This window comes from Roseateles aquatilis, assembly GCF_002205645.1.
GTDB classification, from domain to species: Bacteria; Pseudomonadota; Gammaproteobacteria; order Burkholderiales; family Burkholderiaceae_C; genus Roseateles; species Roseateles aquatilis.
Genome location: NZ_NIOF01000004.1, coordinates 299,880 through 312,299, shown reverse-complemented (window position 1 = coordinate 312,299; position 12,420 = coordinate 299,880). Strand labels below are relative to the sequence as shown.

11 protein-coding genes and 1 tRNA gene are annotated in these 12,420 nt (G+C 67.6%); 8 read left to right on the top strand and 4 right to left on the bottom strand.

What is annotated here, in order from left to right:
• Window positions 1-78: 78 nt before the first annotated feature.
• Together CDN99_RS11920 and CDN99_RS11915 are read right to left on the bottom strand one after the other, a co-directional pair.
• Window positions 79-1,461, bottom strand: a complete 1,383-nt coding sequence (locus CDN99_RS11920) for a TolC family protein (RefSeq protein WP_088385064.1) — start codon at window positions 1,459-1,461, stop codon at window positions 79-81.
• A 626-nt stretch (window positions 1,462-2,087) separates the two neighbouring features.
• Window positions 2,088-2,172, bottom strand: a tRNA-Leu gene (locus tag CDN99_RS11915).
• 141 nt (window positions 2,173-2,313) lie between these two features.
• Here CDN99_RS11915 and cysM point away from each other — a divergent pair.
• From cysM to CDN99_RS11900, 3 genes are all read left to right on the top strand, one after another.
• Window positions 2,314-3,243 carry a cysteine synthase CysM gene (cysM, locus tag CDN99_RS11910; RefSeq protein ID WP_088385233.1) on the top strand — a complete coding sequence of 310 codons (930 nt, stop codon included), beginning with the start codon at window positions 2,314-2,316 and terminating at the stop codon, window positions 3,241-3,243.
• 66 nt (window positions 3,244-3,309) lie between these two features.
• The gene (locus CDN99_RS11905) at window positions 3,310-3,837 is read left to right on the top strand and encodes an NUDIX hydrolase (protein ID WP_088385063.1); all 528 of its coding nucleotides are present in this window, start codon (window positions 3,310-3,312) and stop codon (window positions 3,835-3,837) included.
• Between the two features lie 86 nt (window positions 3,838-3,923).
• Window positions 3,924-4,151: a sulfurtransferase TusA family protein gene (locus tag CDN99_RS11900; RefSeq protein ID WP_088385062.1), complete on the top strand. Its 228-nt coding sequence runs from the start codon at window positions 3,924-3,926 to the stop codon at window positions 4,149-4,151.
• Window positions 4,152-4,314: 163 nt separating this feature from the next.
• Here the strand turns inward: CDN99_RS11900 and galU are convergent, their stop codons facing one another.
• A complete protein-coding gene (gene galU, locus CDN99_RS11895; RefSeq protein ID WP_088385061.1) occupies window positions 4,315-5,184 on the bottom strand; it encodes a UTP--glucose-1-phosphate uridylyltransferase GalU in 870 nt (289 codons plus the stop codon).
• A gap of 85 nt (window positions 5,185-5,269) precedes the next feature.
• On the opposite strand from galU, the gene CDN99_RS11890 reads away from it, so the two are divergent.
• Window positions 5,270-6,244 (top strand): NAD(P)-dependent oxidoreductase, encoded by a 975-nt coding sequence (locus tag CDN99_RS11890; protein WP_088385060.1) that lies wholly within the window; start codon window positions 5,270-5,272, stop codon window positions 6,242-6,244.
• Here the strand turns inward: CDN99_RS11890 and CDN99_RS11885 are convergent.
• Window positions 6,186-9,044, bottom strand: a complete 2,859-nt coding sequence (locus CDN99_RS11885) for a valine--tRNA ligase (RefSeq protein WP_088385059.1) — start codon at window positions 9,042-9,044, stop codon at window positions 6,186-6,188. The genes CDN99_RS11890 and CDN99_RS11885 overlap by 59 nt on opposite strands.
• 247 nt (window positions 9,045-9,291) lie before the next feature.
• On the opposite strand from CDN99_RS11885, the gene CDN99_RS11880 reads away from it, so the two are divergent.
• The 4 genes from CDN99_RS11880 to CDN99_RS11865 are packed head-to-tail and all read left to right on the top strand — an operon-like array spanning window position 9,292 to window position 12,365.
• Window positions 9,292-10,065: a hypothetical protein gene (locus tag CDN99_RS11880; RefSeq protein ID WP_141100746.1), complete on the top strand. Its 774-nt coding sequence runs from the start codon at window positions 9,292-9,294 to the stop codon at window positions 10,063-10,065.
• Complete coding sequence (locus tag CDN99_RS11875; protein WP_088385057.1) at window positions 10,065-10,388, top strand: 4Fe-4S binding protein; 324 nt, start codon at window positions 10,065-10,067, stop codon at window positions 10,386-10,388. Before CDN99_RS11880 ends, CDN99_RS11875 begins: the two co-directional genes overlap by 1 nt.
• Window positions 10,366-11,076: a response regulator transcription factor gene (locus tag CDN99_RS11870; RefSeq protein WP_088385056.1), complete on the top strand. Its 711-nt coding sequence runs from the start codon at window positions 10,366-10,368 to the stop codon at window positions 11,074-11,076. Before CDN99_RS11875 ends, CDN99_RS11870 begins: the two co-directional genes overlap by 23 nt.
• Window positions 11,073-12,365, top strand: coding sequence for a sensor histidine kinase (locus CDN99_RS11865; protein WP_088385055.1), 1,293 nt, complete (start codon window positions 11,073-11,075; stop codon window positions 12,363-12,365). Before CDN99_RS11870 ends, CDN99_RS11865 begins: the two co-directional genes overlap by 4 nt.
• Window positions 12,366-12,420: the final 55 nt, after the last annotated feature.

The following is a 12,420-nucleotide window of genomic DNA, read 5'->3' as shown; positions in this document are numbered from 1 at the left end:
GTGGTTACTGGATGAAATGCCGGGGAATGGCTGGCGCCGCCCCCCGGCCGGCTGGGGGAACTCAGGAAGGTTGGAAGGTCAGGGGGTGGGCGCGGCGGAATCCGGCGCGGTGAGACGCGCGCGGTCAATCCGGCCGGTCTCGATCATCAGTTTCAGGCGCGCTGAATCCCACTGGTTTTCGAACTGCCCGAGAACGTCCATCGCGTCGCCGATGGCGTTTTGCGCGATGATCAGTTCGAGAATGTCGCCGACGCCATGTTCATACCGATTGCTCGCTGATTCCAGTGAAGCGCTGGCGGCCTTGATCAACTGTTTCGAGGCATCCAGGTTTTCCAGCGATGAAACTGCGTCGGCATGCGACTTGATCAGATCGCCGAGCACTTGGTATTCGGTATCAAGCGCCTGGATGGCACTCTTGTCGGCCTGCGCTCTGGCCTGATCGATTTTGAATTTTCTGGCGAACCCGTCGAATATCGGAATCGTCAACGTGATGCCCGCGGTGACGGTGTTGGAGCGGGTGGCCTGGATACTCTGATTCGGATAGCCGTTCTGATAGCGGGAGACGCTGAAATCGACCGTGGGACGGCCCTCGGACCGTGCCGCCGCGATGCTGCGCTCGCTGGCGTCGCGCTGGGCGCGGGCGGCGAGGATGGCCGGGTGGCTGGCACGGGCGTCCGTCAGCAGCTCCGACAGCGGCGGGAGGTCGGTCGCCGGGACCGGGGCCATGTGTTCCGGCAGGGTCAGGGGCGTGTCGGTCGCGACACCGATCACGTACACGAGCGAGGTGATGGCCTTGTCGAAATCGGCCTTGGCGCGTTGCTGCGCCAAGCGTGCACGGGCGTGGGCGGTTTCCGCCTGCAGGGTGTCGCTGCGGCTGGTGACGCCCTTGGCTTCCCGACGCTGAGCGGCGGCGACCGTCTTCTGCGACAGCTCCGCGGCGTACTTCTTCGCGTCCAGCGTGGTCCGCGCCTGCAACGCCGCGAAATAGGCCTGAACTGTGTCCGAGAGCGTCTTGCGCACGGCGTCGTCATGGCTCGCCATCGCAGCGGACAGCAGGGTGACGGCGCTCGCTTCGTTGGCGGCGCGTTCGCCGAAGTCGAACAATCGCCAATTCAATCCCAGATAACTGGTGTGGCCCTTTACCCGATTGCCTGGGGTGTCGCTGCCGGGGTATTGGGTGGCATTGGTTTGCGCGGTGATCGAGCCGTTGATCGTCGGCAGATACGCGGCCTTCGCCAAACCGACCTGCGCAGTTTGCGCGTCAATCGCGGCCCACGCCGAGGCGGTCCTCGCATTCAGGCACAGCGCGGTATCAACGGCGGCTGAGAGCGTCAATGGCGCGTTGGCCTGGAGGGATGTGTCACAGCGCTTCGGCTCGGCCGCGGCGGGTTGTACTGCGGCCGGGCCATACAAGCCGGCGAGGAGCAGGATGCAGGCTCGGATAGAAAGGATCTTGTGCATGACAACTCGCCCGTTCCCTTTCGCCGCACGGGCATGGAGGGGGGTGGATTGAAGAGTGAATCAATGCCTGCAGTCTAGGTAGCATCGATTTGTCACGCCATGATATCCGTCAATGAATTCTCGATCGAAGGTATTTGTAGATGTTTTCTGAAAATGCCAATTTCAACACTTGTTGATGGTTTTTCTTTGAGGTGTGATTAATATGTGGTTGTAGTTATTGAAAGTATATTAATGTTTGCTATTGCATAACTGGTCAATGTTGGTTCAGGCAGGAAAACGGGCCTCACCGGATTGACGTGAAAGTGGTGGCTCAAAGTCCTGAACGGCGGAGCGAGGGCGAGCGAGTGGGTGGTCGGAGCCGCGCGCGAAGGGCACGTGGCGGGCGCGAGGGGAGCAGGAAGGCCGGCAAGTGCTGCGCAGCCCTGGGCAAACGACCGCTGGGCGTCACCGCCGTCGAATGGTCACGGCGAACAGCCAGGGTCGTGAGAGATCCGGTCCTGCTGCGTGGCGGCGCGACGGCTCGGCTGATCCGAGTCAAATCCGCATTCGATGAATGCGGAGCGACGCGGAGGAAAACGCGGAACGGGAGGGGTCAACTGATGAGCAGACTGCACCACTCTTGAGAGTGGTGCCCGGAGCCGGACTCGAACCGGCACACCTTGCGGCGGGGGATTTTGAGTCCCCTGCGTCTACCGATTTCGCCATCCGGGCTCATCAGCAACGCGGCCCCTGGGATGGGGCCGCTGCGCGGGACCGTCGTCCAGAACCTTCGTTCGAAGGAGAGGCGAGGGGCCGCGAAAGAAAAGGCATTATGCCACGCACTGCCTTGCGGCCGAGGAGAGAATGCGCGGCATGAGTGATGCAAGCGCCTTCGATCCCACGAGCTATCCGACCCTGGAAGATGTCATCGGCAACACGCCGCTGGTGCGGCTGCAACGGATGCTCGGTCCCGAACTGGCGGCCCGGGGCAACGTCCTGCTGGCCAAGCTGGAGGGCAACAACCCGGCCGGATCGGTGAAGGACCGACCCGCCATCAGCATGATCCGGCGCGCCGAGGAGCGCGGCGAGATCAAGCCTGGCGACACGCTGATCGAGGCGACCTCCGGCAACACCGGCATCGCGCTGGCGATGGCCGCGGCGATCCGCGGCTACCGGATGGTGCTGATCATGCCGGAGGACCTGTCGATCGAGCGCGCCCAGACGATGAAGGCCTTCGGCGCCGAGCTGATCCTGACGCCGCGCTCCGGCGGTATGGAGTACGCCCGCGACCTGGCCGAGCAGATGCAGCGCGACGGCAAGGGCCGGGTGCTGGACCAGTTCGCCAACAACGACAACCCGCGCATCCATTACGAGACCACCGGTCCCGAGATTTGGCGCGACACCGGCGGCCGCATCACCCATTTCGTCAGCGCGATGGGTACGACCGGCACCATCACCGGCGTCTCGCGCTTCCTGAAGGAAAAGAACCCCGAGGTGCGCATCATCGGCGCCCAGCCGGCGGAAGGCTCGCGCATCCCCGGCATCCGCAAGTGGCCGCAGGCCTACCTGCCCAAGATCTACCGGCCCGAGACCGTCGACGAGCTGGTGCTGGTCGGCCAGTCCGACGCCGAGGACATGGCCCGTCGCCTGGCGCGCGAGGAGGGGCTGTTCGGCGGCATTTCCGCGGCCGGCGCCTGCTGCGTGGCGATGCAGATCGCCCGGCAAGTGTCGAACGCGACGATCGTGTTCGTCGTCTGCGACCGCGGGGACCGGTATCTGTCGACCGGTGTGTTCCCGGCCTGACGGCGCGCCGGCGATCGGGGATGATCGCCGGGTCCCGACTCGCCAGCCTCCGCTCGCCCACGCCTCATGACGTTCCGCTTCTGCCCGCAATGCGCCAGCGAACTGGCCTGGATCGAACTGCCGGAAGACGGCGGTCCCAAGACCCGACCGCGTTGCCCGAACTGCGACTTCACCCACTGGAACAATCCAACCCCGGTGCTCGCCGCCGTCGTCGAGTGCGTCGATCGCGAGGGCCAGGTCTTGCTGGCGCGCAACGCCGCCTGGCCGATGCGGTTCTTCGGGCTGATCACCGGCTTCATGGAAGCGGGCGAGACGCCGGAGGAGGGCATCCGGCGCGAGGTGTTCGAGGAGACCTCGCTGGAGGCGCTCGGCGCGACGCTGATCGGCGTCTACGACTTCCAGAAGAAGAACCAGGTCCTCATCGCGTACCACGTGCCGGCACGCGGAGAGGTCCGGCTGTCGCCGGAGCTGACGGAGTACACGCTGACGCCGCCTGAGCAGTTGGAATGCTGGCCGCAGGGCACGGGCCAGGCGCTGGCCCAGTGGCTGCGAGGACGTGGCATCGAACCGCGCTGGATGCCGCCCAGGGGCTGAATCCGCGCGCCTAGAATCCTCGATCAACGCGCCGCGCGCGCTCCCGGGTCCGCCGGGGCCGGCGCGACGGCGGCAAGGACGCTCTCATGGACATCCACAAGGAACTCGACACCCGCGGCCTGAATTGCCCGCTGCCCATCCTCAAGGCCAAGAAGGCGCTGGCGGAGATGGAAAGCGGTCAGTTGCTGAAGGTGGTCGCCACCGATCCGGGCTCGACGCGAGACTTCCAGGCCTTCGCTCGCCAGACCGGCAATGAGCTGGTCGAGCAGACCACCGAGGGCGATGACTTCATTCACGTGCTGAAGCGGCGTTGATCTCTTCCGCTGGTCCTCTTGCGTGCCGTGCGGAGCGGCCATGAAATGACGAAGGCCACGCGATGCGTGGCCTTTGTGTTTCGAGCGCCCGGGCACGAGCGTGATGCCCCGGCGCTCCGGGCGCCGAGGCGCCCGGCATTGCAGCGCCTCGACCTTCCTGCCGTCAGATTTCCAGGGCCTTCAGGTATTCGCGGAAGCTGGGGCCGAGCTCCGGATGCGCCAGCGCCAGTTCGACGTTGGCCTGCAGGAAGCCTTCCTTGCTGCCGCAGTCGTAGCGCTTGCCCTCGTAGCGATAGGCGAAAACCTTCTCGCGGCGCATCAGCGCGGCGATGCCGTCGGTCAGCTGGATCTCGCCGCCGACGCCGCGCGGCTGTGCCGCGATCTCGCGGAAGACCCCCGGCGTCAGGATGTAGCGGCCGGCGACGCCCAGGCGCGACGGGGCGTCCTCGGGGGCGGGCTTCTCGACCATGTGGGTCAGGTCCATCAGGCGATCGCTGATGGGCGCGCCGGCGACGATGCCGTAACGCTTGGTGTGCTCGGCCGGCACTTCCTGGACGGCCAGGATGGACGCCTGCCATTCGGCGAACTGGTCCACCATCTGCTTCAGGATGGGCGGCTTGCCCACCATCAGGTCATCGGCCAGCAGCACGGCGAAGGGCTCGTTCACCACCACGCATTGCGCGCACAGCACCGCGTGGCCCAGGCCCAGTGCCTTGGGCTGGCGGATGTAGATGCACTCCATGTCGTCGGGCTTGATGGAATGCACCAGCGCGAGCAACTCCTTCTTGCCGGCGGCTTCGAGCTCGGTCTCGAGCTCGAAGGCGGTGTCGAAATGGTCCGGAATGGCACGCTTGTTGCGACCGTTCACGAAGATCATCTGGCGGATGCCCGCCGCGTAGGCCTCCTCGACCGCGTACTGGATCAGCGGCTTGTCGACGACGGGCAACATCTCCTTGGGCTGAGCCTTGGTAGCGGGAAGAAAGCGCGTTCCCAAGCCCGCGACCGGGAAGATTGCCTTGTTGATAAGGGCCATTTACGTACACTCCAAAGCGTAGTTGCGCCGGCATTTTTGCATGGCGCCATTGCAAGAAAATCAAACAATCCTCTCCAAATCCCTCATGTCAGTGCTTGTGCTGGAACCGCTGGAGGCTGACGTGCTGGAGTGGCTGGCCGAGCGCCATGCCGTCCAGTCGCTGCCCGAGCTCGCGGCCGCCCAGATCGCGCTGAGGGAACATGTTGCGCAGGCCCAGGCAATTTTCCTGCCCGCCTCGGTCGCGCTGGATGGCGAGACGATACGCCGGTCGCCGCGCTTGCGCGCGGTCGGCCGCATCGGCGCCGGGGCGGAGAACATCGATCTGGACGCCTGCCGCGCTGCCAACATCGAGGTGGTGCGCGCGCCCACGGCCGCCGCGTCGGCCGAGGCGGAGTTCATCATCGGCGCCTTGCTCGCGCTGCTGCGCCGGGTGCCGGTGCAGGGGGCGGACGGCGCATGGGTCGGACGCGAGCTCGGCTGCGCCACCGTCGGCCTGGTCGGGTTGACGCCGGCGGCGCGGCAGCTCGCGACGCTGCTGCCGGTTTTCGGTGCGCGGGTGATCGGTTACGACCCCAGCCTGCACCATGCGGATCCGCTCTGGTCGCAATGGGGCATCGAGCCCTACGGCCTGCGCGAGCTGATGCAGGCGGCCGACGCGGTCAGCATCCAGCTGGCCTACTTCCCACGCTATCGCGGCCTGATCGGCGAACGGGTGCTGGGCTTCTGCAAGCCGTCGCAGGTGATGGTGTCCACGTCGCACTCGGCGCTGTTCGACGAGCAGGCGCTCGCCGATGCCTTGCACGGCGGCCGCCTGCTGGCGGCCTGGCTGGACCTGATGGAGCCGGGGCTGATGGAAGCCGGACGCCCGCTGCACGGGGCGCCCGGCCTGCAGGTCACGCCGCGCGTGGCGGCGACCACGCGGGAGTCACGCATGCGCGCCGCCTGGAGCGTGGCGCGGCGGATCTCGGAGATCCTGGCCGTGCCGGCGGCGCAGCCCGACTTCAGGCCGACGCACCCAGGCGCGCTGCCTGATCTTTTAGCCGAATCACGGTGGCGCTGAAGTCGGCGATGCGCTGACGCTCCTGTGCCACCACGGCCGCCGGCGCGCGCGCCACGAAGCTCTCGTTGCCCAGCTTGGCGGTGGCCTTGGCCACTTCGCCTTCCAGGCGCGCGATCTCCTTGCCGATGCGGGCGCGCTCGGCCTCGACGTCGATCTCCACCTTCAGCGCCAGTCGCGCGGCGCCGTGCACCAGCACCGGCGACATGGCGCTCTGCTGGTTGAAGGCGGCCTCGTCCTCGATCAGGTCGACGCTCTGCAGCTTGGCCAGCACCTTCAGCGCCGGCGCGGCCTCGCGCAGGAAACCGAGGTCGCCGGTGGCGAGCAGCGGCACGCGGTCGGACGGGCTCAGGCCCATCTCGCCGCGCAGGCTGCGGCAGGTGCCCACCAGCGCCTTCAACTGCTCGACCCAGGCCACGGCCATCGGGTCGATGCGCTCGGGCTGGGCGATCGGGTAGGGCGCGGTCACCAGGTAGTCGGTCGTCTTGCGGCCCGCGATCGGGGCCACCGTCTGCCAGAGTTCCTCGGTGATGAACGGGGCGATCGGGTGCAGCAGGCGCAGGATGGTCTCCAGCACGCGGATCAGCGTGCGCCGCGTGCCGCGCTGCGCGGCTTCGTCGCCGGCCGCCTGCGCGGTTTGCAGCTGCACCTTGGCCAGTTCCAGGTACCAGTCGCAGTACTCGTCCCACACGAACGAATAGATCGCGTTGGCGGCCAGGTCCAGCCGGTAGTCGGCGAAGCCTTGCGCGACGGCCTGCTCGACCTTCTGCAGTTCGCTGACGATCCAGCGGTCCGACGGGCTGAAGCTCAGGTAGCCGTGCGCCGGGCCGCCCGGAGCGCATTGCTCCTTGGTGTGCTCGACCAGGCCGCAGTCCTGGTCTTGCGTGTTCATCAGCACGAAGCGGGTGGCGTTCCAGAGCTTGTTGCAGAAGTTGCGGTAGCCCTCGCAGCGCTTGCTGTCGAAGTTGACGCTGCGGCCCAGCGTCGCCATCGCGGCGAAGGTGAAGCGCAGCGCGTCGGCGCCGTAGCCGGGGATGCCGTCGGGGAATTCCTTCTCGGTGGCCTTGCGCACCTTGGGCGCCGTCTCCGGCTTGCGCAGGCCCTGCGTGCGCTTGTCCAGCAGCGGGGCGAGCTCGATGCCGTCGATCAGGTCGACCGGGTCCAGCACGTTGCCTTCCGATTTGCTCATCTTCTTGCCCTGCGCATCCAGCACCAGGCCGTGGATGTACACATGCTTGAAGGGCACCTTGCCCGTGAAGTGGGTGGTCATCATGATCATCCGGGCGACCCAGAAGAAGATGATGTCGTAGCCCGTCACCAGCACCGACGACGGCAGGAACAGGTCCTGCTCGACCGTCCTGGCGGGCCAGCCCAGCGTCGAGAACGGCACCAGCGCCGCCGAGTACCAGGTGTCCAGCACGTCCGTGTCACGCGTCAGCGCGCCGGCGTAACCGGCGGCGCGCGCCTTGGCCTGCGCCTCGGCCTCGTCATGGGCGACGAAGACCTGGCCGTCCTCGCCGAACCAGGCGGGGATCTGGTGGCCCCACCAGAGCTGGCGCGAGATGCACCAGTCCTGGATGTTGTTCATCCACTGGTTGTAGGTGTTGACCCAGTTTTCCGGGACGAACCTGACCTCGCCGGAGGCGACGACGTCGATCGCCTTCTGCGCGATGCTCTTGCCATCCTTGCCCGGCTTGCTGGTGGCGACGAACCACTGGTCGGTCAGCATCGGCTCGATGACCTGGCCGGTGCGGGTGCAGCGCGGCACCATCAGCTTGTGCTTCTTGACCTCGACCAGCAGGCCCTGCTCGTCCAGCGCGGCCACGATCTGCTTGCGCGCGGCGAAGCGGTCCAGGCCGCGGTAGGCGGCGGGGATCTCGTCCAGCGTGTCGATGACGGTCGCGTCCAGCGTGAAGATCGTCAGCATTGGCAGCTGATGGCGCAGGCCGACCTGGTAGTCGTTGGTGTCATGCGCGGGCGTGACCTTGACGACGCCGGTGCCGAAGTCCTTGTCGACGTAGTCGTCGGCGATCACCGGCACCAGACGGCCGGTGATGGGCAGCTTCACTTGCCGGCCGATCAGGTGCTTGTAGCGCTCGTCCTCGGGGTGGACCATGACGGCGGTGTCGCCGAGCATCGTCTCGGGCCGGGTGGTGGCCACCACCAGCGTCTCGTCGCCTTCCGCCATCGGATAGCGGATGTGCCACAACGAGCCGTCTTCCTCCTCGCTCTCGACCTCCAGGTCGGAGACGGCGGACTTCAGCACCGGATCCCAGCTGACCAGGCGCTTGCCGCGGTAGATCAGGCCCTCGTCGAAGAGCTTGACGAAGGTGTCGGTCACGACGGTGGACAGCTTGTCGTCCATCGTGAAGTACTCGTGCTCCCAGGACACCGAGTCGCCCATGCGGCGCATCTGCTGGGTGATGGTGTTGCCGGACTGCTGCTTCCACTCCCAGACGCGGGCGACGAAGTTCTTGCGACCGAGGTCGTGGCGGCTCTGGCCCTGACCCTGCAACTGGCGCTCGACGACGATCTGCGTGGCGATGCCGGCGTGGTCGGTGCCGGGGACCCACAGCGTGTTGTGGCCGAGCATGCGGTGATAACGCGTCAACGAGTCCATGATGGTCTGGTTGAACGCGTGCCCCATGTGCAGCGTGCCGGTGACGTTGGGCGGCGGCAACTGGATGCTGAACGACGGGCGGGCCGGATCCAGCGTCGGCTTGTACAACCCCTTGGACTCCCACAGCGGGCCCCAATGGGCTTCCAAGGACGAGGGTTCGAAGGACTTCGCGAGTTCGGTCATGAGCGGGCTCCGCCTCGGGGCGGTGTCGTCTGGGCGGGGGACACGGGGTGAACCGGCGATTGTAGAGGGGCGACGGCGGTGCGAGCCGCGTGCCAGAGGGGGCCGCGCAGGCATGGCAACTGCCGCGCGCTGTCAGGAGCAGCGCCCGTTCCCCCTTCGGAGGCATTCCATCGGACCAGGGGCGGCGATACAAAACGAAAAACAGCGATACCGCGGTGAGATCCCCCGGAGGCCGGGGATGGGAATCATGGCGACATGGATTCACCGCCCGGACACCCGGGCTTTACCGAGGAATTGCACCATGCATTTGTTTCGACGCTGGAGTCACCACCATGAACGTCACCACCCTCACTTCGGCCACGATGATCGCTTCGGTCCTTTCGGCGCTGTGTGTGGCGCTGGCTACCACGGCCCGCTGCCCGTCCATGGACCCTGGCACCCTTGCGGCGTCCCAGGCGCCCACCCAGACGGCTTCGGTGGCTTCCCCCACCGCTGGGGAGGATTCGGACATCGCCACGGCCACCACGGTGGCCATGGTCACCACGGCTGTCATGGGTGGGCAGGCTTCGGCCGGGGCCTGGGATCCCATCCCGGTGGCCGCCACGGCGAAAGGCTGCAAGCCCGGGCCAGTGCCTTTCTGGACCTGAGCGACACGCAGCATGAGCTGCTCGCGCGCCTGATCGATCAGCTCGGCACCGCGCGGCGCGCCGTCAAGGCGCTGGCCCGCGGTCCGGAAGTCGCCAGCCTGATCGAGGGCGACAACTTCAAGCGCCAGGACGCGCAGGAGCTCTTCGACGGCCAGGTCGAGGCGCTGCGCGCCACCGGGCCGTCGCTCGTCGCGGCTTTCGGGGACTTCTTCGACGCGCTGGACTTTGATCAGCAGCAGATGCTGCGATTCGTGTTGCGCCGGCTGCGTCGCCGCGCCGGCCGTCGCGACGATGAGCGGGGCAGTCGCGGTGGTCGGGGCGGCAGAGACGGTCGCGACGCGCGCGACGACGGCTTCGACGACCGGAGCTTCTGATGGACAGCCGGGACTGCCGGCAGCCCCCCGGGCTGCTGCGCCCGGTCGTGGACCGGAACCGCTGCGAGGGCAAGGGCGATTGCGTCGAGGTCTGCCCCTACGGCGTCTTCTCCATCGGCACCCTGGCGCCGGACCGGCGCAAGGCGTTGAGCCTGATCGGCAAGCTCAAGGGTTATGCGCACGGCTGGCAGCAGGCGTTCACGCCCAACGCCGACGTGTGCCGCGCCTGCGGCCACTGCGTGAAGGCCTGCCCGGAGCGCGCCATCACCCTGGTACGCCATGGGCACAATGGACGACACGATGCATCGCTTGCTGTTGATTGATGACGACGAGGCGCTGGCCGCGCCGCTGGCGCATTACCTGGCGCGTTTCGATTTCGAGCTGGTCGCCGTGACGCGGCCCAGCGCCGCGCTGGCGCGGTTGGCGGTGGAGCGCTTCGACGCGCTGATCCTGGACGGCATGCTGCCGGAGATGGACGGCTTTGCGTTCTGCAAGCAGTTGCGCGGCGGCCAGGACGCGTGGCGCGAGATCCCCATCCTGATGCTGACCGCGCGCGGCGACCTGACCGACCGCGTCGTTGGCCTGGAGCTGGGCGCCGACGACTACCTGGCCAAGCCGTTCGAGCCGCGTGAGCTGGCCGCGCGCTTGCAGACCATCCTGCGCCGCGCGCGGCTCGCGCCGGCGGCCGCGACGCCGACGACGCTGCTGCGCTTCGAGGGGCTGGACATCGATACCGCGCGACGCCAGGTGAGCTGCGCGTCCGGGCCCGTCGAGCTGACCAGCACCGAGTACGAGTTGCTGCTGATGTTGGCGAAGGAACCCGGCAAGGTGTTCTCGCGCGACGAGATCCTGAACCGCCTGCGCGGTCAGGAAGCCGACCTGTTCACCCGCGCGGTGGACATCCTGGTGAGCCGCATGCGCCGCAAGCTCGAGCCGCTGGAAGCGCTCAAGACGCTGCGTAACGCGGGCTACTGCTTCGCGTTGCCATCGCGTGGGGAGGATGCATCGTGAAGGGGCCGCGCCACCCCTACGACCATTGGGATCCGCGCGATCCGCATGATCCGCGCGACGCGTCCCATCGCGGCGATCCTCGCGATGACCCGCGTGGCGACCCGCGAGACAAGCGGCGCGGCGGCCCGCGCGGCGGCGACGCGCGATGGGATCCTCGCGAGGACCTCCAGCGCGAGCGGTGGCGCGAGGCGCACCAGCATCAGCTGCGCAAGATGCGCCACATCCAGCAGTTCCGCCGTTGGGCGGAGATGGAGGCCAAGGGCATTCCGTTTCCGCGCGCGCGCGGCTGGCGCTGGCACATGCGGGCGCGCAACCGCTGGCATCAGCGCTGGCATCGGCACCATGCGAAGTTCAATCACTCGCTGGGCGCGCGGCTGATCGCGATCTTCATCGTCCTGGCCTGCGTGAGCTGCACCATCCTCTGGGGCAGCATGCAACTGGACGACGGCGTGCGCGGCCTGCTGTGGGCCGTGCCGCTGCTGTTGCTGGTGACCGGCGTGGCCTACGGCGGCATCCGTCACATGATCCGGCCGCTGCGTGCGTTGGCGGCGGGGGCCGAGGCCTTCGGTCGCGGCGATCTGCAGCATCGCGTGGCGATCTACCACCGCGACGAGATCGGCGACCTCGCCCACCGCTTCAACCAGATGGCCGAGGACATCCAGGCGATGCTGGACGGCAAGCGCGCGTTGCTGCTGGCGATCAGCCACGAGCTGCGCAGCCCGCTGACGCGGGCGCGCCTGCATGCCGAGCTGGTGGACGACGGGGCGTCGAAGGAGGCGCTGCTGGACGAGCTCGGACAGATGCGGGAGCTGATCGCCGCGCTGCTGGAGAGCGAGCGGTTGGGCAGCGGCCACCGCGCGCTGCAGGTGTCGGACTGCGACCTCGGCGCGCTGGCGCGGGAGCAGGACCAGCCCGGCGTCGCGCTGCGCGTCGACCGCGACGTGCCGGTGCTGAAGCTGGACCGGACACGCGTGCAGCTGCTGCTGCGGAACCTGGTGCAGAACGCGCTGCGCTACAACGATCCGTCGCAGGGGCCGGTGCTGCTGTCGGTGGATCGCGACGGCGACGGCGCCCGCCTGACGGTCCGCGACCACGGCCCGGGCGTGCCGCCCGAGGCGCTGTCGCAACTCGGCCAGCCGTTCTACCGCCCGGACGAGGCGCGAGCGCGCAGCGAGGGCGGCGTCGGCCTGGGCCTGTCGCTGTGCCGGCTGGTCGCCGAGGCGCACGGCAGCCAACTGGTGCTGCGCAATGCGCAGCCGGGATTCGAGGCGACCGTGCGTTTCAACTGATCGCCGGCATGACCAATGACCGCGGAGCGCGGTCTCCCGGTCGCGCCGGGTGACC

What these genes read in the sequence shown, in the direction of transcription:
- CDN99_RS11920 (WP_088385064.1), bottom strand. Translation starts at nt 1,461, where the DNA reads ATGCACAAGATCCTTTCTATCCGAGCCTGCATCCTGCTCCTCGCCGGC.
- cysM (WP_088385233.1), top strand. Translation starts at nt 2,314, where the DNA reads ATGAGTGATGCAAGCGCCTTCGATCCCACGAGCTATCCGACCCTGGAA.
- CDN99_RS11905 (WP_088385063.1), top strand. Translation starts at nt 3,310, where the DNA reads ATGACGTTCCGCTTCTGCCCGCAATGCGCCAGCGAACTGGCCTGGATC.
- CDN99_RS11900 (WP_088385062.1), top strand. Translation starts at nt 3,924, where the DNA reads ATGGACATCCACAAGGAACTCGACACCCGCGGCCTGAATTGCCCGCTG.
- galU (WP_088385061.1), bottom strand. Translation starts at nt 5,184, where the DNA reads ATGGCCCTTATCAACAAGGCAATCTTCCCGGTCGCGGGCTTGGGAACG.
- CDN99_RS11890 (WP_088385060.1), top strand. Translation starts at nt 5,270, where the DNA reads ATGTCAGTGCTTGTGCTGGAACCGCTGGAGGCTGACGTGCTGGAGTGG.
- CDN99_RS11885 (WP_088385059.1), bottom strand. Translation starts at nt 9,044, where the DNA reads ATGACCGAACTCGCGAAGTCCTTCGAACCCTCGTCCTTGGAAGCCCAT.
- CDN99_RS11880 (WP_141100746.1), top strand. Translation starts at nt 9,292, where the DNA reads ATGGCGACATGGATTCACCGCCCGGACACCCGGGCTTTACCGAGGAAT.
- CDN99_RS11875 (WP_088385057.1), top strand. Translation starts at nt 10,065, where the DNA reads ATGGACAGCCGGGACTGCCGGCAGCCCCCCGGGCTGCTGCGCCCGGTC.
- CDN99_RS11870 (WP_088385056.1), top strand. Translation starts at nt 10,366, where the DNA reads ATGCATCGCTTGCTGTTGATTGATGACGACGAGGCGCTGGCCGCGCCG.